22 protein-coding genes and 2 pseudogenes are annotated in these 21128 nt (G+C 41.8%); 6 read left to right on the top strand and 18 right to left on the bottom strand.

The features are described 5' to 3' along the window. Positions 1-198: 198 nt before the first annotated feature. From V7K25_RS08890 to V7K25_RS08870, 5 genes are all read right to left on the bottom strand, one after another. Entirely contained in the window at positions 199-603 is a 405-nt protein-coding gene (locus V7K25_RS08890) for a VOC family protein (protein WP_335157033.1), read from the bottom strand. Positions 604-621: 18 nt separating this feature from the next. After that, positions 622-1260 (bottom strand): tRNA-(ms[2]io[6]A)-hydroxylase, encoded by a 639-nt coding sequence (locus V7K25_RS08885; protein WP_335157031.1) that lies wholly within the window; start codon positions 1258-1260, stop codon positions 622-624. A gap of 184 nt (positions 1261-1444) precedes the next feature. Continuing rightward, complete coding sequence (gene trpE, locus V7K25_RS08880) at positions 1445-2974, bottom strand: anthranilate synthase component I (protein ID WP_335157029.1); 1530 nt, start codon at positions 2972-2974, stop codon at positions 1445-1447. Between the two features lie 94 nt (positions 2975-3068). Continuing rightward, complete coding sequence (locus V7K25_RS08875) at positions 3069-3494, bottom strand: photosystem I reaction center subunit II PsaD (RefSeq protein WP_322647227.1); 426 nt, start codon at positions 3492-3494, stop codon at positions 3069-3071. Between the two features lie 136 nt (positions 3495-3630). Then, on the bottom strand, positions 3631-5640 hold the full coding sequence (locus V7K25_RS08870) for a DICT sensory domain-containing protein (RefSeq protein WP_335157026.1): 2010 nt from the start codon (positions 5638-5640) through the stop codon (positions 3631-3633). Between the two features lie 793 nt (positions 5641-6433). Between V7K25_RS08870 and V7K25_RS08865 the strand changes: the two genes are divergently transcribed. Beyond that, positions 6434-8722, top strand: coding sequence for an amylo-alpha-1,6-glucosidase (locus V7K25_RS08865; protein WP_335157024.1), 2289 nt, complete (start codon positions 6434-6436; stop codon positions 8720-8722). A 370-nt stretch (positions 8723-9092) separates the two neighbouring features. Here the strand turns inward: V7K25_RS08865 and V7K25_RS08855 are convergent, their stop codons facing one another. From V7K25_RS08855 to V7K25_RS08830, 6 genes are all read right to left on the bottom strand, one after another. Next, the gene (locus V7K25_RS08855) at positions 9093-9356 is read right to left on the bottom strand and encodes a hypothetical protein (RefSeq protein ID WP_335157022.1); all 264 of its coding nucleotides are present in this window, start codon (positions 9354-9356) and stop codon (positions 9093-9095) included. 99 nt (positions 9357-9455) lie between these two features. Next, positions 9456-9752 carry a hypothetical protein gene (locus V7K25_RS08850; RefSeq protein ID WP_335157020.1) on the bottom strand — a complete coding sequence of 99 codons (297 nt, stop codon included), beginning with the start codon at positions 9750-9752 and terminating at the stop codon, positions 9456-9458. After that, a complete protein-coding gene (locus V7K25_RS08845; RefSeq protein WP_335157019.1) occupies positions 9742-10056 on the bottom strand; it encodes a BrnT family toxin in 315 nt (104 codons plus the stop codon). The genes V7K25_RS08850 and V7K25_RS08845 overlap by 11 nt, the downstream gene beginning before the upstream one ends. 44 nt (positions 10057-10100) lie before the next feature. Continuing rightward, complete coding sequence (locus tag V7K25_RS08840) at positions 10101-10334, bottom strand: type II toxin-antitoxin system RelE/ParE family toxin (protein WP_335157018.1); 234 nt, start codon at positions 10332-10334, stop codon at positions 10101-10103. Then, positions 10279-10608, bottom strand: coding sequence for a DUF2973 domain-containing protein (locus tag V7K25_RS08835; protein ID WP_229469394.1), 330 nt, complete (start codon positions 10606-10608; stop codon positions 10279-10281). Before V7K25_RS08835 ends, V7K25_RS08840 begins: the two co-directional genes overlap by 56 nt. Positions 10609-10936: 328 nt before the next feature. Continuing rightward, positions 10937-11254, bottom strand: a complete 318-nt coding sequence (locus V7K25_RS08830; RefSeq protein WP_335157017.1) for a DUF2605 domain-containing protein — start codon at positions 11252-11254, stop codon at positions 10937-10939. Positions 11255-11658: 404 nt separating this feature from the next. Here V7K25_RS08830 and thrS point away from each other — a divergent pair, with 404 nt between their 5' ends. Beyond that, entirely contained in the window at positions 11659-13509 is a 1851-nt protein-coding gene (gene thrS / locus V7K25_RS08825; RefSeq protein ID WP_335157015.1) for a threonine--tRNA ligase, read from the top strand. 123 nt (positions 13510-13632) lie between these two features. On the opposite strand, the gene V7K25_RS08820 is transcribed toward thrS, so the two are convergent. Then, positions 13633-13896, bottom strand: a complete 264-nt coding sequence (locus tag V7K25_RS08820; protein ID WP_335157013.1) for a hypothetical protein — start codon at positions 13894-13896, stop codon at positions 13633-13635. Between the two features lie 225 nt (positions 13897-14121). Between V7K25_RS08820 and V7K25_RS08815 the strand changes: the two genes are divergently transcribed. Then, positions 14122-14556, top strand: a complete 435-nt coding sequence (locus V7K25_RS08815; protein WP_335157011.1) for a hypothetical protein — start codon at positions 14122-14124, stop codon at positions 14554-14556. Between the two features lie 279 nt (positions 14557-14835). Here V7K25_RS08815 and V7K25_RS08810 read toward each other — a convergent pair. Next, positions 14836-15045: pseudogene (locus V7K25_RS08810) on the bottom strand (hypothetical protein); the annotation flags it as partial. Between V7K25_RS08810 and V7K25_RS08805 the strand changes: the two are divergent. After that, positions 15031-15192, top strand: a pseudogene (locus V7K25_RS08805) (DUF4351 domain-containing protein); the annotation flags it as partial. The pseudogenes V7K25_RS08810 and V7K25_RS08805 sit on opposite strands and share 15 nt — an antisense overlap. A 165-nt stretch (positions 15193-15357) precedes the next feature. Here V7K25_RS08805 and V7K25_RS08800 read toward each other — a convergent pair. The 3 genes from V7K25_RS08800 to V7K25_RS08790 all read right to left on the bottom strand — a co-directional run bounded on the left by V7K25_RS08800 (position 15358) and on the right by V7K25_RS08790 (position 17647). Continuing rightward, entirely contained in the window at positions 15358-15696 is a 339-nt protein-coding gene (locus V7K25_RS08800) for a hypothetical protein (protein WP_324971434.1), read from the bottom strand. Positions 15697-15877: 181 nt separating this feature from the next. After that, positions 15878-16678 (bottom strand): RMD1 family protein, encoded by an 801-nt coding sequence (locus V7K25_RS08795; RefSeq protein WP_335157007.1) that lies wholly within the window; start codon positions 16676-16678, stop codon positions 15878-15880. A gap of 693 nt (positions 16679-17371) precedes the next feature. Then, positions 17372-17647 (bottom strand): hypothetical protein, encoded by a 276-nt coding sequence (locus V7K25_RS08790; RefSeq protein WP_335157191.1) that lies wholly within the window; start codon positions 17645-17647, stop codon positions 17372-17374. 915 nt (positions 17648-18562) lie between these two features. Here V7K25_RS08790 and V7K25_RS08785 point away from each other — a divergent pair. Continuing rightward, positions 18563-18715 carry a CopG family transcriptional regulator gene (locus tag V7K25_RS08785; protein ID WP_335157005.1) on the top strand — a complete coding sequence of 51 codons (153 nt, stop codon included), beginning with the start codon at positions 18563-18565 and terminating at the stop codon, positions 18713-18715. A 487-nt stretch (positions 18716-19202) separates the two neighbouring features. Here V7K25_RS08785 and V7K25_RS08780 read toward each other — a convergent pair whose 3' ends face one another. After that, a complete protein-coding gene (locus V7K25_RS08780) occupies positions 19203-19355 on the bottom strand; it encodes a hypothetical protein (protein ID WP_335157003.1) in 153 nt (50 codons plus the stop codon). Between the two features lie 357 nt (positions 19356-19712). On the opposite strand from V7K25_RS08780, the gene V7K25_RS08775 reads away from it, so the two are divergent. After that, complete coding sequence (locus tag V7K25_RS08775; protein ID WP_335157189.1) at positions 19713-20117, top strand: response regulator; 405 nt, start codon at positions 19713-19715, stop codon at positions 20115-20117. Between the two features lie 203 nt (positions 20118-20320). Here V7K25_RS08775 and V7K25_RS08770 read toward each other — a convergent pair whose 3' ends face one another. Next, positions 20321-21106: a hypothetical protein gene (locus V7K25_RS08770; RefSeq protein WP_335157002.1), complete on the bottom strand. Its 786-nt coding sequence runs from the start codon at positions 21104-21106 to the stop codon at positions 20321-20323. Between the last annotated feature and the right edge of the window lie 22 nt (positions 21107-21128).

The raw sequence follows: 21128 nt of genomic DNA, 5'->3' as shown, positions 1-21128 counted from the left end.
CTTGCAGAGTCCATTTCAGGCGGTACTCTCAAGGCGTCAATAAACAGACAAAGGGAGAGGAATTGTCTTCCCCTCCCCTTGTCTTCTTACCAACGATAATTCAACGATATAGTAGCGATGCGGCGGGCTACATCTACGCTGACATTAATGTTACGACTTGATATTAACCTCTATTACTTGGAAATCACTAAGGTTCAGTTAACTGACAATTCCCAGATTGTTGTAGATTTCAATGAGATTGCCATCAGGATCGCGAAAATGAGCTGTGCGGATTCCCCAATCGGGGCGATCTTGTGGTTGAGTTACAACGATCGCATTCTGATTTTTTACTTGCTCATAGACCTCATCCACGTTATCGACTGCGAAAATCAAGGCAATTTTATCTCGATTAGCAATATAAGAAGGCTGTTCGACTCTTGGAACTACTTGAGCCATTAATTCTTGTTTGAACAAACCTAGCTTGAGATATCCGGTATTAAACTCAGCATATCCGCTATTTTCATCGCCCCAATCGACATCAAATTTCAGCAGATCCCGGTAGAACAGAAAAGAATCTTTGTAGTTGGAGACAAGCAGTCTCAGGTGTGTTAGCTGAAGCTTCATATCTGTTGCCTTAGTCTACTAACTGTGAATTCTAGGTTCTGGGTGCAATGTCGCCAGCAACTCACTTTCGACAATTGCTAATTCATCAAGCCGTTGCATGACAATTTCTTTATCGAAGTAAGTAGCAGCTAATACCCAATATATACCGTAGTGACGCGCTTCGGATGCCATTAGCCCACGATAAAATTTTGCTAACTCTGGCTCTGGACAGTGAGCAGCTAATAATCCCAGGCGTTCGTGAGAGCGAGCTTCTATTAAACCAGTGACTAGTAAGGAATCCAGAAATCGCTCAGGTTCTTTGGTGCGAACAACAGCTTTTAAGCCAGCGCCGTAGGGAGGGGGTGGTAGGGGAGCTAGGGGAATATTCCGGCGTTCTAACCATTGATTAACTAGCTCAAAGTGTTCTAGTTCTTCGCGAGCGATCGCGGTTAGTTCCCGAACCATTTTAGTATTAGAAGGGTAGCGAAACATCATGTTCAAGGCTACGCCTGCTGCTTTGCGTTCACAGTGCGAATGGTCGAGTAAGATGATGTCTAAATTAGCGATCGCTTGTTCAACCCAAGCAGAGCTAGTGGGTTGTTTCAGGGCGTTGATAGTTGGTAACTGAGTAAGCACAGAGTCAATCAATTTTAGATTTTGGATTTTGGATTTTTCCATAGTTTAAACTAGTCCCCAACTGTTGTAGGGCTGGGGAAGAGGTTCTTCCAGAATTACTGAATTGGGGTACTAGTACAGTGGGCGCGGAAATAAACATACCATTTCAAATGGCGCAAGAAGCTCGGAATACAATTATGCGTGACTTTTGACTCCTGCCTTGCAATACTAGTCCCCAAGCCCCAGTTCAAGACAAACAACGAATCGCTTCTAATAGACCTCTAGCTTTATTCAGCGTCTCTTCGTATTCTTTTTCTGGCTCAGAATCAGCTACCAAACCTGCACCGGCTTGCACACTTACCGTATTATCATGCACTACCATTGTGCGAATTGCGATCGCAGTATTTAATTGTCCTTCAAAATCGTAATATCCATACACACCGGAATAAACACCCCGACGGCTAGACTCTAATTCGTGGATAATTTCCATTGCCCGAATCTTGGGTGCGCCGCTTACCGTACCTGCTGGGAAACAAGCTTTCAATAAATCCCATGCTGTTTTACCTAGTGCTAATTTCCCTACAACATTACTGACTATGTGCATCACATGGGAGTAGCGCTCAACTACCATTAATTCATCAACTTTGACGCTACCATTTTGACAAACGCGCCCCAAATCATTCCGCCCTAAATCTACAAGCATCACATGTTCGGCAACTTCTTTAGGATCTTCGAGTAAATCCTTTGCAAAAGCTGCATCTTCCTGGGTGGTTTTACCCCGTGGACGTGTCCCGGCAATTGGGCGTACTGTTGCTATGACTCCACCATCTGAATCGGTTTCGGCCTTCACCATTACTTCGGGACTCGAACCAATGATTTGCCAATTCTGGAAGTTAAAGTAAGCCATGTAAGGCGAAGGATTTATCTGACGTAGGGAGCGATAAAGGGCAAAAGGGTCGCCTGTGTATGCTGTTGATAGTCGCTGGGAAATTACTACTTGGAAGATATCGCCTGCTTTGATGTGGTCTTTGGCCTTTTGGACGCTGGCACAAAAATCAGGGCGCGTGAAATTACTATTGTACTCCTCTGCTGCTTTGCTCCCTTGCTCCTCTGCTCCCCTGCTCCCTGGCGGTTTCCATTCCAATCGAGTTTTTTCTGGCGATAGAGGCAGAGATAGCTTTTCAAGCATTTGGGTAACGCGATCGCACGCTTGTTGATATGCTGCTTTGAAATCTACTTTCGGGTCACGTAAATCAGCATAAGCGATCGCCCAAATTTTCCGCTTCACTTGGTCAAAAATCAATAGATGGTCTACCTGCATCCACAACCCATCAGGGATATTTCGCTCATCTGGTGGGTGAATTGGCACACGCGGCTCAATCCAGCGAATTAATTCATAGCCCCAAAACCCAAACAAACCGCCAATTCCTGGCGGGAGCTGTGGTAACTTAACTGGGTGAAAAGGTGCTAAACATTCGGCTAAAGCTGTAAAAGGGTCGCCTGCAAAAACGACCTGTGAACCATCACGGTTTTTCTGGGTTGTGCGATCGCCCCTTGCTTCCAAAACCCACAAAGGATCGCAACCCACTAAACTATAGCGTCCCAGTTTTTCCCCACCTTCGATCGATTCCAACAAAAAGCTATAGGGTTGACCTGCACAGACTTTATACCAAGCAGATACGGGCGTATCTAGGTCTGCTACCCATTCTTGATATACCGGGACGAAGTTGCCTTGTTGGGCTAGGGTGCAAAACTGGGAGAAATCCGGAAACATCATTATTTTTTAAAAGTAATTGGTAATTGGTAATGGGTAATGGGTTTTTATTTACCAATTACCCATTACTAATTACCCATTAGCTACTAAAAGCTAGTTACGGAGCGTCGTAGGTAGTAACACCGCTAAACTTAACTTTAGAGGGACTGGGGTTTTGTCCGATACGACGGTCTACATAACGCACTTTGTCACGACCTGGGTTAACCTTTTCAGGGAATACACCATCAGCTGGGTGAAGTAAAGTGGTTTCTCCGTTGGGTAAAATCCGGTAAATTTTGTAATCTGTAATTTTGAGTTTCCGGAGTTGCTGACCGCCCAAAAAGATTCCATATTCTTTACGAGCTATATACAGCAGGTTTTCACCTTTCCGCATAACAGCAGCACCACCTGTAGGCAATTCAAAAACTTGCTCTTTCGGGCTAGTCCAAGTAATAGCGTACTTTTCTTCTAGGTCTGCTTTTGTGAGCAAGCCACCGGTGCTGCCACCGTATAGCGGGGTTTGTCCAGAGAGTGTTTCTGCCATAAGTGATTCTCTCAACGTTTTTAGGGAATCCTAACACCGCAACCAGGATCATATTGCGATCGCGTCATAGACTGTAACAGTTTTTAGTCATTTGTCCTTTGTCCGTTGTCATTTGTCACTCTCCCCTGCCCCCTGCCTACTTACTCTTGACTTTTGTCCGCTTTTCCTCTTTGTTAATCTGAACAATTGGTATGGTGAAGTGAAACTGACTACCCTGGTCTTTGCCTGTTGACTCTGCCCAAATTTCCCCACCCCAGCCATTAACAATTTGACGGCAAATAGCTAAACCAAGTCCAGTACCGCCAGTGGTGCGGCGCAGCGCTCCCTCTTCTTGATAGAAGCGGTCAAAAACTACTTCTAAACGATTTGGTTCAATGCCGCGTCCAGTGTCAGCCACAGTCACCTCCACCTTTTGATGGCTGTTGTAAATCGCTTTAATCGTGATTTCTCCTTGGGGTGGCGTAAATTTACAAGCGTTATCTATGAGTTTTGCCAGTACCTCTACCAGCCAATCACCGTCAGCCCTAACCAAAGGTAGGTTTTCGGCAATTTCAGTCTTGATTTTCGGCGGCTTTTCCGTTGAAGAACGCGAGCGATTTCGGCTGAGTGATAAATCTATACACTCTTGTAAAGTCAGGGATTCTGGATGCCATTCCACCCGGCCGCTTTCCAAGTTGGAAAGTGTGAGGAAATCTTGTACCAGTTTTCGCATCCGTTCTGAGTCGGAAAGAGCAGTGTTGAGCATGATTTGCTGCAACTCCAAAGGCATATCAGGCTCACTCGCAAGGCTTTCTAGGCACACTTGAATGGTGGATAGGGGGGTACGCAGTTCATGTCCGGTGATGGCTATGAGATTGCTGCGGGTGCGGTCTAAGGCTTCTAGCTGCTGGTTAAGTTCTTCCAGGTTGGCGTAAGCTTCTGCTTGGATGAGAGCTGCTCCTACTTGGGTGGCGATCGCTTCTACCAAATCCAATTCCCCAGGTTGGCACTCGTGCGGTGGCATTCGGCAATAGTGTAACTCCACAATGCCCAATAATCGCCCCTGATAGAATACTGGTTCCATCAGCCAAGAACGAATGGCAAACTTTTTGGCGATCAAGGAAAGGGCTGGCGAATTGTTAACGCGAGGATCATTCAATGTATCGCTAATACAAACCCCTTCGCCTTGTTGCACTATGTCCCGAAATAGAGAATTTTTCTCTAACTCCCAGGTTTGCCCACGAAGCGATAAAATGCCGGGATTCAAAAACTCGTGTTCAATTATGGCCTGGCTATCTGTGGCTTGAGCGCGGTAAATTAGACAGCGACAAGCTTCTAGGTGTTGTCCTAATTCTTGTGCCGCCACCTGGAGAACTTCGTGAGGATCGAGCGATCGCCGAATGGCTGTGCTAATTGAGTTGACTAATCGTTCTTTTCGTGCTTGGGCAGCAATGGAACGGTACGCTTTGTGCAATTTGTACTGACTAGCTTGCAAGTAAGTTACTAAGCGTTGCACAAACGGATCTGTATCGATGTCACAAGCATATTCATTGATCTGTTCGGCTCCAAAGTGGCTTCTCGGCTCTCCTATACCAAACCTTTGACGTGCCTCCTCAATTTTACTTGCCAGTTCTGGTCTGTAAACCAAAATCCTGTCTAACAGCAATTCAGCTGCTTTGAGACTAACTCCCCTTTCCGATGTCCAAACTCCCTCAAATCTTCGCGCTGCGTCTATATCCAAATTAGGGCTTAGTTCTGGTATTTGCTTGTTTTTAGCAATAGAACCAAGGCTTTCCCGGCAAACCAGACAAGTAGCATAATTGTCAGCAATCACTACCAAATGCCACTCATGGCTTAAGCCATCCGTTGGCTCAAAAGCGATCTTTTCGTAGTATTCTGAACTGTTGACGAAATCCGTTTCCGGAGCAGCTAATACATATATTTGGTTACTCCGCAAGGCAAGTCGCTGGTAGCGATGAGCTTCTTGGCGGTAGAATCGCTCTCGCTGGAAACTAGCAATTACAAGGGGTTGTGCTAAAGTCGCAGCCAAAACTTGATCTTCCATCGCATGGGAGAGCGCCGTTAGTGAAGCCTTAAAATATAGCTGGGGCCGCAAGTATGCTAGGGACTTTAGCAAATCACTCAGCACGGAAGTAGAAATGCTCATGAATTATTGTTAAACGCTCAACCTCGACAAGATCAAAAGTCACAGCTGCATTGTACAAATTCCAAGGGACTCTCAAGTTAAATAGAGAGTTGCAATATGTAAAGAACGCGCTTAAGCACTTTCTGCCAAAGCAGGCGTAACACTTTGTTACCAATTAGAAGGAGTACATACAACTTGATTTGTTGATTGGCAACCTACTACGCCCAATATACATTCTCGACCAAGTTTGAAATATACTTGCATAACCAAAATTTTACGTGCTAAGTACATAGTTACTACTCATTGTATAGTTTTAAATCTTTTATTCATTGATAACCACTGATTCTTGATTGATAGTCCACATATAGGCAAAGTAGCCCGTTGTAGACATCGCCTACTTTGCCTACGTTGATTTATGCCTACTAAATAAATTTTCTTATCTAAAAATCATTACTGCTACATTCACATAATTTAATCAATAATTATTGATTAAAATTAATCAATTAATGAATTATCATAAATTAGTCTAATCAAATACTATAGATTTTTAAAACAAAATCGTATAATAGTAAAAAATAAATAATTTCCGCCCTATAAGTGCGGAGAGTGTCAATTTAGAGTTATAAATAAGTTTATAAATATCTGCTTATACGGGTTTGAGCGCTGCTATGTTATCAGCAGTAGTTAAGTGTTATTTTGGCTCCAATGGCTCAAGCAAGTTTTAGAAAGTGTCTTTTTTTTGAACGTTGCGAGGGTCAGCAACCTCTACTCAGAAGACCACAAAAATATAGACCTGTACACGGAACTTTGGCTAATGACACCGGATACGCTAATGACCCCGGAAAAAATTTTCCTGGATGGAAAAACTTTTATTCTTGCTGAACAATTACCTATCCCGGAGTGGCCTTGTGTTGTGAGTGAAAGACCACAACCGACACTGACGGTTAAAGATGATGATTTATTTTTTGTGACGGATACTGTTGGGAACATTTCTGGCTGTTCCCTTAATGATGGCAATCCCAGCATGGGATTGTTTTGCTGTGATACGAGATTTCTTAATCGTTTGGAGTTGCAAATTGAAGGGCGATCGCCTGTACTTCTCAGTAGCACTGCCGAAAAAGGGTTTTCACTCTCAGCTTTGTGTACCAACCCCAAAATCGATGAACGCCTTAGAGCCGAAACTGTGGGAATTCGCCGGGAAATGGTGCTGAATGGGGCACTATTTGAAGAAATAGAAGTATCTAACTACAGTACCACAACTGTCAATTTTGAACTAACCATCAGCTTTGATGCGGATTTTGTTGATTTATTTGAAGTCCGGGGCTATGACAGAGAAAAACGAGGTAGGCTTTTACGTCTAGTAGAACCGACGGCTGAAGAAGGAATTTCTCTAGGCGATGGTGTTTCGCCTATACCCAAAGAGCCACCAACTTTTAGGGAAGAATCCTTAACACTCGCCTATCAAGGTTTGGATGGCTCAGTAATGGAATCCCGTATTTTATTCCAGCATCGCCAACCAGACTATTTCAAGGGTTACACTGCGGTTTGGCAGCTAGAGTTGGCTTCTCACGAAACTCAAAAGTTGGGCTACCGGGTGAGCATGTTGAAAAACAACCAGTCTAGTTCAACCGTGAGTGCTGCCTTCACTTTAGGACAGGCGAAAGCTGCTGAGTTGATGGAGGAGCAAAACTGGGTACAGCAAATTACACGTATTAGCTCAGATAAAAGCACCTTCAATCGAGTGATTGAGCGGGCCGAGCAAGATATGTATTTGTTGCGTCAGTCTTTTGGTAAGCATAAGACAGTTTCGGCTGGAGTGCCGTGGTTTTCGACACTATTTGGGCGGGATTCGTTGATTACAGCTTCTCAAGCCCTGATGTTAAACTCGCAAATCGCCAAAGAAACCCTGATATTGCTTGCGGCATACCAAGGTAAAATTGAGGACGAATGGCGCGAAGAAGAACCGGGTAAGATTTTGCACGAGTTACGTTTAGGAGAAATGGCTCGTTGTCAAGAAATTCCCCATACACCTTACTACGGTACAGTTGATGCGACTCCCTTGTGGCTAATGCTGTATGCCGAACATTATGCTTGGACTCACGATCACGAACTTCTAGAGCAACTTTGGCCAAATGCGCTAGCAGCAATGGACTGGATCGATCGCAATACGAAAGAAACCAGCTACCTCAGTTACTTCCGTAAATCCAAACGTGGTCTTCCTAACCAAGGTTGGAAAGATTCTGATGACTGTATCGTAAATCATAAGGGAGAATTAGCTAACGGCCCAATTGCCTTGTGTGAAGTGCAAGCTTATGTCTATGCTGCAAAAATGCGTCTAGCAGAAATCGCTAGGATGAAAAAGCGGCTTGATTTGGCAGATCGTTGGCAAGAAGAGGCCAAAAATCTTAAGGTTCGTTTTAATCGAGATTTTTGGGTAGAAGATTTAGATTTCTGCGCTTTGGCTTTGGATGGAGATGGCAAGCCAGTAGACAGTATTACCTCAAATCCTGGTCAGTGTCTGCAATTAGGCCTCTTCAACCACGAAAGAGCCTATAGTGTTGCAGAACGGTTGCGGGCACCAGATATGTTTAATGGTTGGGGCATTCGGACTCTGAGTAGTTTGTCACCCGCTTACAATCCAATGGGTTATCATACTGGTTCTGTTTGGCCTCATGATAACGCTCTGATTGCAATGGGATTGCGATCGCTCGGTCTTATCGATCAAGCTTTAGAAATTTTCCAAGGTTTATTCGACATGACTAGTCAGCAGCCTTATCAACGTCCTCCAGAACTCTTCTGCGGCTACGAACGGAACGGTGATAATGCCCCTGTACAGTATCCAGTTGCCTGCACTCCCCAAGCTTGGGCTACTGGCAGTGTTTTCCAACTACTGCAAATGATGGTTAACTTGGTGCCTGATGCTCAAAATAACTGCTTACGAATAATCGACCCCGCTTTGCCAGAATCGATTAATCGCCTATCATTTCATAATTTGCGAGTCGGCCCTACTATCCTCGATTTAGAATTCGAGCGTTCTGGGACTACGACTGCTTGTCGGGTTGCGAAAAAACGGGGTAATTTGCGAGTAGTTATTGAAGCTTAGAAAGGGATTAGGGAGTAGGGAATTTACTACTCCCTATTTTATGCTTGGTAATATGACCTGAAATTCAGCACCAGCAATCGCTCTCTTTCTAAGTTTGCGGTTGAAGTTTCCATCAAATAATTACCTCCTGATTAGGAGCATCAATTACGACAATATGTAATAACTTATTGCCACGGGCAAAACCTTCCGCCAATGTCGTCGAGATCATATTTTCTATTCTAAAGTTAACTGACAAATCCCTCTTTCTAACTAAGAGATCGCTTACTTGATTATCATCGACGTAGGCTAATCCTTTAATTGCATCTTGAATAGGCTTCACTATACAGCGCTTCCCGCTATTATGCAGTACAGTTTTTTCCTTGCGCCTTTCTTAGCATACATAGCTTTCAGCTTTGATGATGTACATCATATCTGCCGGAAGTGCTGTATTGGGGACTTCCATTTGATCGGAATCATAGAAATAGGTTATCTGGAGCATAACCAATCCAGTAGCTGTTTTTTGTTCCGAAGACCAATATTTTTCAGCTTCTTGTCGCACTGTCTTTTTCCAATCTTGAAGCCGATTGCCCTTACCGCGCTTACGAGCCTGTTGTGATACTGGTGGCCCATCTACTATGAACTCAAATCTGGTCAATGCACTTTTAAATAATAGATCGCAAGTTATTTTATGCTAGTAACCTCGAACACAAGCGGATAATTCCCGCTTACTCATGAAAGAGGAATACTACCGTTACTAACTGTTGCTGCGGCGCTCAGTAGCTTCGCTAAGTGCTTCACGAATTATCTCATCACTTACACCATGCCGTTTCAAGCTCGCAATTAATGTAGAAACAGTATCACCCTCAAGTCGCTCAATATCTGCTCTAAGTCCTTGTCCGATGTAAGCACGAACTAATGGTTGATAACCAGAAAACCCTAACAATGGTGCTACCCGCTTCAAATCCTCAATCACATCTTCGGGAATGCGAATTGTAATTGTTGTCATTGGACGATTTTTATCGAGTCGCTTTTTTAAGACTTCAGCTTTCATAGTATTCACGTTCCTTGCGCGTCGCTTTCCGAGCCGAGATGATCCGAATCATGTCGTTTTCACGCTCAATGTAGACAACGTAGAGAAGATTCCATCGTCTGTCTAAGCCAATCACAGCATCCCGCTCCTCATCATTGCGGCTTGCATCAACCACCACTAGAAACGGATCGAAGAAAGCTTCTACGGCTTGTTGAAATGTTATGCCGTCATGATTGCTAGGATTAATCCAAGCTTTCTCCTCGTTCCAAAGGAAGGTGACACCATTAAGCACGAAAAACACATCCATACCCCATAGTCTAGGCAAGATGTATTTACGTTGTCAATACGATTTTTTGTAAAAGCTTACAATTACAATTCAGGGCTGAATCTTGATGCGTGCCAGAACCTTGCAATGCTCACCTGTTTTTTGTCTTCCTCAACCCGATAAATAATGCGATACGGCTTTAGGATTAACTGGCGAAGGATGTAAAAACAACAATAATTCACACCCAAACTGCTAACAGACGCGATTAATCGCGTCTCTACGTTATGCTTCTTCAGAATTATCTCTTTTATGTCCTGGGGATGCTTCGTAAAGTGCATCAAGATGTTGACGCGCATCTTCAACGTTAATCGAACGCATTACCAAAAGTGGCTCTTTAATTAACTTGCCAGCGCTATCTAATAACTCTGGATGGGGTACAAACTGTTTTTTTGATGAATAATAACCATAGTTGCCTTGATTATTCATTGGCGAGGAATTCGTCGGGTAAGTTCGCTCCCGATCAAAACTGAACATGATCAGGTTACGAATTAAGTTGCCAACAGCTATAAATGCAAGGATTGTAAAAGCAAGAATGTAAAGCAGGTGTAACATTAGATTTTCCTCCAGAACAACAATTTTTAAAAGTTTATTTTGATTTTGTAACGCTTTGTTTCGCCGACACTGTAACTCACAGTTAAGACGAGTATTTGACACACTTTTTGTGCGGTTACATTTATATGAAGCTATTTGTCAACCGTTATTCCACTTACGGTAGCATAGGATACATTACTTTGTTAATCCAAAAAAAGTTAAGAAAGTGTTAAGAGCTATTTACTATTTCTTTAACCGCTAATTTACAGTCTTGTGTAGACACGAAAGGGCTAGTCTTGAGACATAGCTAAGTAGGTAGCCAAAATTTAGCAGATGCTCCATCTGTTGCTTATGCTTCACGCGCTTGGCGAAAGCGCATTGCGACATTCCAGCATTCTGTTACTAATTGATGCCAAGGCATTAATGTTGCCATATCAATTCCGACTTGTTTATCAGTTGCTGTAAACAGCATCTTCGCCGTATTTAGTTCATCCTGCGCTTGCTTAACCCGTACAAGCAAGTCAGATTGCTCTTGGTGACTCATAAATGATAGTTGCTCGGTTTCGAGTAAATGGCGCGATCGCGTAAACCAATGCTGAAAATCTTCCAGCAGGGGTTCTAAAACCGTTTCTAGCAAATCAGTCCCTGGTAAATTTGAGTCTGACATAAATGAGAAGTATATTTCAAACTTTCTTACTAATATTAACGTTATTTACGTTTCTTAATATTTTTTTTAATTTTCTCATAATTTGAGGATGTAAAAATTTGTAACAAGGAATACATAAATCATTATATAGTCTTGCTAATGGGTTTGTACAGTTCCTTTGGAAAGGCGTCTAGAGGTATAGCTGACACCTAGTTGCAATTCATAAGATAATTTAGCGATGTCTACGCCTACGCGTGGAATCCTGAATTTGATACTCAGCGAACCAATGAAAAATTTATCTTTATCCCCTATCACAAATTAAGCCAGTAGTTAGAAGATAAAGGTGAAAAAAGCAAAAATCAAAGTCGTTATAGTTGAATAAGCCTACAGATTCAGACAAATCACCTTTTGTAATCACTTCGCCAATGGTTCAGCAGCCAATGTCGCCAAATTCATCAAATCAGTCCGAACAGTCAGAACAAGTTGAAAAAATTTATTTACCGCGTACCAGCGAATCGGAGAACTTAAAGAAGATTCGCCACACTGCTTCCCATGTTATGGCAATGGCAGTACAAAAGCTGTTTCCCAAGGCGCAAGTTACAATCGGCCCTTGGATTGAAAACGGTTTTTACTACGACTTCGACAATCCAGAACCATTTAGCGAAAATGATCTCAAAGCCATCAAGAAAGAGATGGTGAAGATTATTAATCGCAAGTTGGCGGTTACTCGAGAAGAAGTCAGCCGTGAAGAAGCCGAACGCCGGATTCAGGGAATTAACGAACCTTACAAGCTAGAAATCCTGGCAGATATCAAAAACGAACCAATCACGATTTACCACCTGGGGAATGAATGGTGGGATTTGTGTGCGGGGCCTCATCTGGAAAATACTAGTGAATTAAACCCCAAGGCAGTTGAACTAGAAAGCGTTGCTGGTGCTTATTGGCGTGGGGATGAAACTAAAGCCCAATTGCAACGCATCTACGCTACCGCTTGGGAAAGTCCAGAACAACTCGCTGAATATAAGCGACGGAAAGAAGAAGCGCTGCGGCGAGATCACCGGAAACTGGGTAAGGAACTGGGATTATTTGTATTTTCTGATTTAGTAGGACCGGGTTTACCTTTATGGACACCCAAAGGCACTTTGTTAAGGAGTACTTTAGAAGACTTCCTTAAGCAAGAACAGTTAAAACGGGGTTATTTATCCGTAGTAACGCCTCACATTGCCAGAGTAGATTTATTTAAAACCTCTGGACATTGGCAGAAATATAAAGAAGATATGTTCCCTTTAATGGCAGATAACTCCGAAGCTGCTGCACAGGAACAGGGCTTCGTTATGAAGCCAATGAACTGCCCCTTCCACATCCAAATATATAAGAGTGAGTTACGCTCTTATCGAGAACTACCGATGCGCTTGGCGGAATTTGGCACTGTTTACCGCTACGAACAATCAGGGGAATTGGGCGGTTTAACACGGGTGCGCGGTTTTACAGTAGATGATTCTCATTTATTCGTCACCCCAGAACAGCTAGATAGTGAATTCCTCAGTGTGGTGGATTTGATTTTGTCGGTGTTCAATAGTCTGCAACTGAAGAACTTTAAAGCTAGACTGAGTTTCCGAGATCCTGCTAGTGATAAGTACATCGGTTCCGATGAAGTTTGGGACAAAGCCGAAGGTGCAATTCGCCGTGCAGTTGAAACCTTGGGGATGGATCACTTTGAAGGTATTGGAGAAGCGGCATTTTATGGGCCCAAACTCGACTTTATCTTTAGTGATGCCTTAGAACGGGAATGGCAATTAGGAACTGTGCAGGTAGATTACAACTTGCCAGAACGCTTTGATTTGGAATACGTTGCCGAAGATGGTGTTCGCAAACGTCCAGTGATGATTCACCGGGCGCCTTTTGGTTCACTGGAACGACTAATTGGGATCTTAATTGAAGAATATGCGGGTGATTTACCTTTGTGGTTAGCGCCAGTGCAAGCTAGATTACTGCCAGTGGGTGATACACAGCTAGACTTTGCTAAAGATGTGGTGGCGAAGATGCGTGCATTGGGCATCCGTGCAGAAGTTGATACCAGTGGCGATCGCTTGGGTAAACAAATTCGCAATGCAGAGAAAGAAAAAATACCCGTGATGGCTGTGGTGGGAGCTAAGGAAGTGGAAACAAACACCTTAAGTATCCGTACCCGCGCTTCTGGAGAATTGGGAGTTATCCCTGTAGATGAGGTGGTGGATAAGATGAAGGATGCGATCGCTAAGTTCGAGAATTTCTAAAATCTAACCGAAGACGCACACTAATTATAATTGGTGTGCGTTTTTTCTAGTAGATCAGACTATCGCCTAGCTGGTAGGTTTTAGCAAAGGTGCGATGTCTACGACGAGCTTTTCTACGAGACGCTACGCGTAGCTTGCTTCCCGAAGGGTACGCTTACGCAGCGTATTTAATATCAAAGGCTCATTAACGGAGTTCAAAGGCTCATTAACGGAGTTCAAAGGCTCATTAATGAGTATCAAAGACTCGTTAACGGAGATAAAAGGTGGATTCATCCGGTTCAAAGATTCGTCAACGGAGATAAAAGGTGGATTCATCCAGTTCAAAGACTCGTCAACGGAGATAAAAGGTGGATTCATCCAGTTCAAAGACTCGTTAACGGAGTTCAAAAGTGGATTCATCCAGTTCAAAGACTCGTTTTAATTTTAACTTTTCACGGAATCTGGAAGGTCAAAAAGTATCACAGACAACAAAACTGTTCTCGATCACCGCACCCAAGAAAACTTTTCTAGTTACTCAACACTGATAGCATTGATTCAAAGATTTGGGGAATCTGCTTTTCCTAAACAGACTAGACTTGCATAAATTACTATCAACAATTTTTGACTCACATCATGAACCGCTTTACCTCTATTTTGCTCGCAGGCTTGATAGCATCTGCATCAGCTTTGGCTATTTCTCCAAAAGCTGATGCTAATACACCAGCGTCTTATCTTGCTGAGTTAAATAACTACGGCTATCAACGCAACGATGATCGGAACTACGAACGTCATAGTCGTCACCACAGAAATGGTGATTATGAGCGCCAGAACGACCTTCGCAACATTCGTGACAATAACGATCGCTATGAGCGCGATCGTAATCACCGCTATGAGCGCGACAATAACTATCGCTATGAGCGCGATCGTAATCACCGCTATGAACGCGATAATAACTATCGCTATGAGCGCGATCGTAATCACCGCTATGAACGCGATAATAACCTTCGCAACATTCGTAATAATAACCGTCGCTATGAAGAACGCGATCGCGACTGGGGCCGTGGTTAATCCCTCCGCCTTCATTTATTAAGCTTGGTTCTAGGTGAACTGAGCATTGATTCTACTTGGCGGTAGGACAGACACAATCTCTTTTTTCACTCATTCCAATATCTGACTTTTCACTCTTATCTAGAAAACCTCGCTTCCATTCCCTAGTAGGGAAGCTTGCTCAGGGATTAGGTTTAGCGTTAGTTTTTCTACACAATGTGAAAAGTCAGATTTTAATTAAATCAAGAATTTGCCCTCAGTTTAGAAGTCTCTTTCTCAATTACAAATTACGAATTAATATCACGATCTTGGCCGCAATAATTGCACGAAGGTATCACTCACAGTATGGTCTTTGGTATCGGCGGCGTATTGAATTAATTTTTCCTTCAGTTCTTTGGCAGCATCTAAAGGCAGTAAGTTTACTAGCAAAAAGTAGACACCGCGAAAACGGGGGTCGCCTATGTGGTCAATCAGCCGATTTTTAGCTTCATCCTTCTCGCCGAGAAAGTTCTAGACCGTATTGAAACTCTCTCTTTAGAACAATTAGAAAATCTCGGTGAAGCATTGTTGGATTTTCAGGCGATGCCTACGGCGGTAAACTACGCGGATTTAGAAACCTGGTTTAGTACATTAGACGTAGGAGTGAAAATGACGTAGGTACAATTTATAAATTATGTCTACCAAGCATTTCGGGCAACGCATAATTAATTTCACTCCTATGTCTATTAGATGAATTTTTCCATTTGAGCCAATGTCTAATGGCGCTAGGGAAAAAATAGTTTCAGAAGAACGAAAGCGAGTTGAACTTATCAGATTGCCACATTAGAGTTCAATTAACTTAAAGCCCCAAGGTTTAAGAGCCGCTAGAGCGATTTCGGGATCTACACCTTCATAAGTCTCCCATTCCAACGGATGCTCTTTAGGATGTCCGTCGCCGACATTACCTGCAACTTTGATTATCGGACAGTTGGCGATGCGATCGCGCTCCAACCCTCTTGGAATTGCTAGTTGGATTTTGTGACCGATAAACTTTGCTGTACTTTCATTAGCTACAGATTCACGGATTAAACAAATATCACCAGCAGTCCCCCAAGTAGTTTGGTAAATGTGGAGGAACGATATATAAGTGGCTGGTTTGATGGATCTTTTGAGAACGTGCATTATCTGTAATCCTTATACTATGAGTCAAAAATCATAAATCATACAAGTATTTTCTATCACGTTCGTAGGGAAGAATGTTTTTAATTAACATTTTGCACCTAGCCCAGATGATTATAAATCGTCTGATAGAATATAGCAGTTTTCAGTTAGTCTAATAGGTTTACGCTTTCCAAATTTAGCGTTAGCCTTTGAAAATGATGTCGTATAGTGACAAAAGAATCTCTACTACAATCAGAATCACCACATACCACTCTACTCGCTGGCTACTGCTATGCTGCATGAACTCCAGCACCGTTTGTGCAGTTTGGGAAATTAAATCTAGTTTGCGTTCTAGAGCATGGTGACGCTCACGGATTTCGTATTCATCCTCCAAGCGCAGATATAAGTTTTCTAGCTGTGGGGATTCCCAGAGTAACTCAGGCTTATCGATAATTTCTACTTGACCAACAATTTTATGTTGAACTAATAAAGTAGTCCCAAGTTGACGCAGTAATTCTCGGCTCTGGCGTCTACTCCTGTTTTCACGCTGGAGACTAGCTGCAAAGGGTTCAATTTGATCAAATACACCCGCTAGGCTGGTTTCATAGTGAGACAGCACAACACTCTTGGCGAGAATATCAGCCACTATCTGCAAGCGTTCTACACTAAATTCATGCAACGAAATTTTTCCTTCTTTAACTCGCTCACTCTCTGCTACGTTGAGATGAATTTCCACCTCTTCTGTTTCTGGGTTGGCAAAAGAGCCACTAACTTGAGAGGATAGTTTGGTCAAGAAGGCTACCTTTTCCACTGGCTCAAGGTTAAACAGGACAACTGCACCATAGTTCAGCAGTACCGCACAGCCGTGTTCACCAACTGAAACTATTACTGGCATAGTCGCCAAGCAAAGGTAATTCTCCAAGTTCTGTAAGTTAATATTTTTACCAAGGAATAGGGCCTGCGCTCTAAATCTATCTCTATCATTAAAAAGGAGTTTTTGCATTGTCGCCCTATGCTAGATTCTGCTTGCTGAACTGCTCAAGTAGCGATGTCTACGACGGGCTACGCCTACGCAGTTCATGTCTGTTTTTGGAGATCGTTACCATCTCAGCTTACCAATAAATCTATCCAGCACAACCTTAGTAAGGGTTACAGTACTCTTGAAGATCCGATTTTTTAGCTATGCCTATCATTTTAATAACTTTATTCCCCAATTATTAGCTGCCTTTTCATGCTAAGAGGATGTAATGATGTCGCTTCTAATCAGAATTTTTATGCAAGTTGCTATAATCAATTATTTATCAAGCGATCGCGTACTGGCTATAATAGCTAAAACCACCGTCTGGTAAGCTGTATGACTAAATAATTGGTACAGCAGTTCATAAGCCCATTTTTAATAAACGTGATCTTAAAGAGCGGGGATTCAGCATATCAGACGCTCTTGAAATTATGAATTATAAATCATGTTGACATAGGTGGATCTTGTTTACATTTCTACGTCAAGCTTATTTTAGATAAAATTGATTCTGTTGGCTAGGAGCCTTCAGGGTAGCTATCTAGCAAACCTATACATCAGAAAAATCGACAGACTTTAGCTGCGTTTCAATGTTATCTACCGCTTCCGCTCAATGCAAATCAAGCATGGAACTTCTCCTCAAAAATGTCTAAATAATTAAGCGAAATTATTTAGTCTTAATTAATACTGAAGTTTGAAAACGATAAGACCAACAAGTACCACAAGACCTAGCGCTCTCCGAAAATAATTAACGCCTTGAAATAATTCCAGCCACGCCCAAGTAAATAAAGAGCCATAAGCTACTAGGTCTAACAACGTATTGATTTTGCCGCTTGTAAAAACTAGAGTTAGTAAACTAGTTACTATCCAAACAATAAGCGGTAGATTTGGCATCTGAGCTATAACAATGTTACCTTCGTTGTCGCGGAAAGTTTTATCAACCAATGTATTTTGCATCATTTTTAATTAATTACTGGTTAGACTTACAAAAACGACTAAGTACCCTCGTGAGAATAGATTTGCAATTAAATGCAAATCCAGTAATGATATTAAATCATTTAAAACGGTCTTTTAAACTATCTAATTGCTGAGATTAGAGCGGTAAAGTATATTCCTATCTGACTATGTTAAGAGGCATACTCACACTATATCTGCCAAAATATTTGTTGGCTTATGCAGTAATTGCTGGAAATTGGGAAGATTATATTCAGCAGTTTATTCTATAAACCTTTTATTCACCTCATTAGTCTCGATTTCTGTCTGATGTGCTTGATATTTCCGATTAGTTCATTATTTGATGATGATATGGCACGCCGAAGGGTCAAGGATATACGTGTTTTTTGGGTAGTTGCTCTTTTTACCTTATTTGGGTCATCAGTATATCTGTGTTTACGTCTGTCATTACCAGAAAGTTTTTTAAAAGAACGTCACGCTACAGCAAATAACCCGTTATGACAATGCTACTGTTCTTTACTCAAGGACAAAAGGGTGAGTAAATGAGCCAAAATGCAGTTGTCTAGTTTAACTGCGTAGGCGCAGCCCGCCGTAGGCATCGCTGCCTCAATTGCCCTAATAATCTCCAATGTAGTACTGTAGATTGGGCTTCTGATGTGAACTAGCGTATCTTTCAGCAATTTACTTATTCTTTATATTATTTTTATACTATCTTGGTACTGACTTTATATTTGCTACTTTTAAGGGAGTTAAACTTTATATTCTAAAATAGACTTTACATCTTGATTATTATTTGGAAAAACATATTCGTTTGCTTCATCATTTCTTGAATTAAAATTCCTTGATAATACCCATGTAGTAACAGATTAAGTGATTGATATTAGAGAAGTAGTTGAGAAATCGAACTTGTCTAAGATTATGAATAAGAAATGGGCTGTTAAACGACTTACAATAAATCTTACATCAGGTGAGGCTGAGAAGTTGGAAAAATATTGCTCAAACACTGGCAGACCAGCAACCGATGTAATTCGGGAATTAATTCGCTCTCTTTTAACTGAAAATGAAGAGTAAAAAACCTTAAAGAAAAGGAAAGCTAACCAAGAGAAGGAATAAAAGTTTCAATGAGCTTGATGCTAGACAAGACTTGTCAGCAAGAGGTAGTTATTCCAGGGGGAAGGAAAAGAGGAATTGGGGCAAGTTGCGTTTTGCTGAGGAGAAAGTTTCCCCTTTTCACCCTGCTTATTGCTCCTGGCTCCATTGTCTATAAAAGTCACAGATTTCGGCAAATTGGCAACTGATGTTGTGCTGTTGGAGCTTCAATAGAGATATCAACAGCGTTAGACAGTGAAGAAGTTGTGGTTTGAAACACAGCTTTAACCCTGCATCACTTCTCCCGCTCTATGCCTGTTGTTGTGTGAGTGCTGTTGAACGCCTCTACATTAGTGATACAGTACTCAAAAGAGTTCAGTTCCCGCTCTACAACTGGCTAGAAATGACATAAAAACTACATAGGACTTGCAGATTTCTTCGAGAATGAAGCATTATTTGCGTTTTGAAGTTAGAGAGTGATCGCGCCCTCTTGCCCAATTCCGTAGTCAATGGCCCAACCATCGAACCTCTCAAGAATATCGAAAGCCGTGCGTTTATGAACTTGTAGATCGCAAAGCACTGCGATCGCATTTATAACAGTTCTCGTTGACGTGAGGTACACTCTACACCTCGTGATATAATGTTGTAGAAGATATGAATGGGAAGTACTATATTCAAATCATCACTAATAGTTTTATCAGCAATTATAAAACGAATTTTATTTAAATTTTTTCTTTGGCAAGTAATCCATAGATAGAGAATGCTTTACAAAGGAAAGCTTTAATTTATATACTTAATAAATCTTTTACTAATTCAACCATATTCAGTTTTTCCCCCTACTCCCTTGCCTTTTTTTACCGTTGATTATATACTTCTGACTTTTCACCGCATCTGAAAAAGGTCATTTTGAGAGTTTCTCAAGCGCTGATTTTATCATTAGCAGGTAAAAGTCACAGAAAGTTATAATAAAATGACATTTATGGAACCTTCTGGAACTCTTGCTGGTTTAGATATTCTGGTAGTTGAGGATGATGATGATACTCGCTTCTTCATCACTACTGTGTTGGAAATGGATGGAGCAAAAGTTATAGCAGTGATATCAGCAGATGCGGCACGCAAAGTTTTATCTGAATTGCAACCCGATGTTTTAATTTCTGATATTGGTTTACCTGGGGAGGATGGCTACACTCTTATCCGCAAAATCCGTGCGCTCAAACCAATGAATGGTGGACGAGTTCCGGCTATTGCTTTAACAGCCTTTGCTGATAGTGAGGATCGTATCCGTGCCTTGGAAGGTGGCTTTAATACTCATGTATCTAAACCCATTGATCCTGAAGAACTAATTGAGATAGTGGCTAGCTTAGTTGGTTCTTGTAATTGGTAATTATGAAGCGCTACTGTTCAATTACTTCCTCCTCACCCTACCCATTTTTCCACATTCATGCAACAACGCCATTTTAAGGCAGATATAGCGGTTCTCATACAACATATCGCCAGGTGTAGAGGCACGACACTGCGGTATCCTTACCGATATACCTCACATAAACGAGAAGCGTTATATTTTATTTGCTATTTTTTAAAAGTTCTCTAGTTCAATATTTTTGCTGAATCCCTAATGTCTCGATGCCATCGTCCGTCTTCACCCAGTCCGGGAATTTCGTTGATACCTAAGGTTTTTCTCAAAGCTAAATACGATTTACCTTCTTCCGTAATGTGAAAATAGTTTTTTAAATCGCCTTCTCCATCTTGTTGAACTTTTTCAATTCCTTTGCCCACAAAATTATTAATAAATCCCATAGCTCGAAGATGCTTCAGTTCCATTGCTAAATCATTATCAAATTTAAAGTTAAATTCTTCTTGAGAATTAAGCTTAATTAGATGCTTAAGTTCATTGCCATCAATCAGATATCTAACTAAAAATTGCAATGTTGCTGATTGTTGCTCCTGAAGCAAGTCAATCCGCTTTTGTTGTTCATTCAGTTCGGCGATTTGCTCATCTTGCAACTTATTAATATCATCCCTAACTTCTTGCTTGAGTCTCCTTAGCGCAATTCCCGTACCTGAAATTGAGATATCATCTATATTATCTAGCAAACCTGAGTTAAACAGCAAAATCAAACTAAATATAATAACTTCCGTATTTCCAATTCTACGGTTTTCTTGAGGAGGCGGAGTAGGAGTAAGTACGATAAAGAGTAAATACAATAATCCTGTGATAGATGCTATTTTTAGAAACCACCAGTTCATATTTCGCTTAGGCTTTTCTTTGGGTAAGCTAGCGTTGGAGTCTAGTGGTGACAAGGGCTGTTCTGAACTGCGCTCAGATTGTTTAAAAGCTAGTTTTTTGAGCGTTTCTAGCTCTTTATTAGCCATTTGGTTTCGCTGGTGAAATAGG

It is taken from the genome of Nostoc sp., assembly GCF_036919495.1.
In the GTDB taxonomy this organism is placed as follows: domain Bacteria; phylum Cyanobacteriota; class Cyanobacteriia; order Cyanobacteriales; family Nostocaceae; genus Nostoc.
This window is presented reverse-complemented; position numbering and strand designations above follow the sequence as displayed.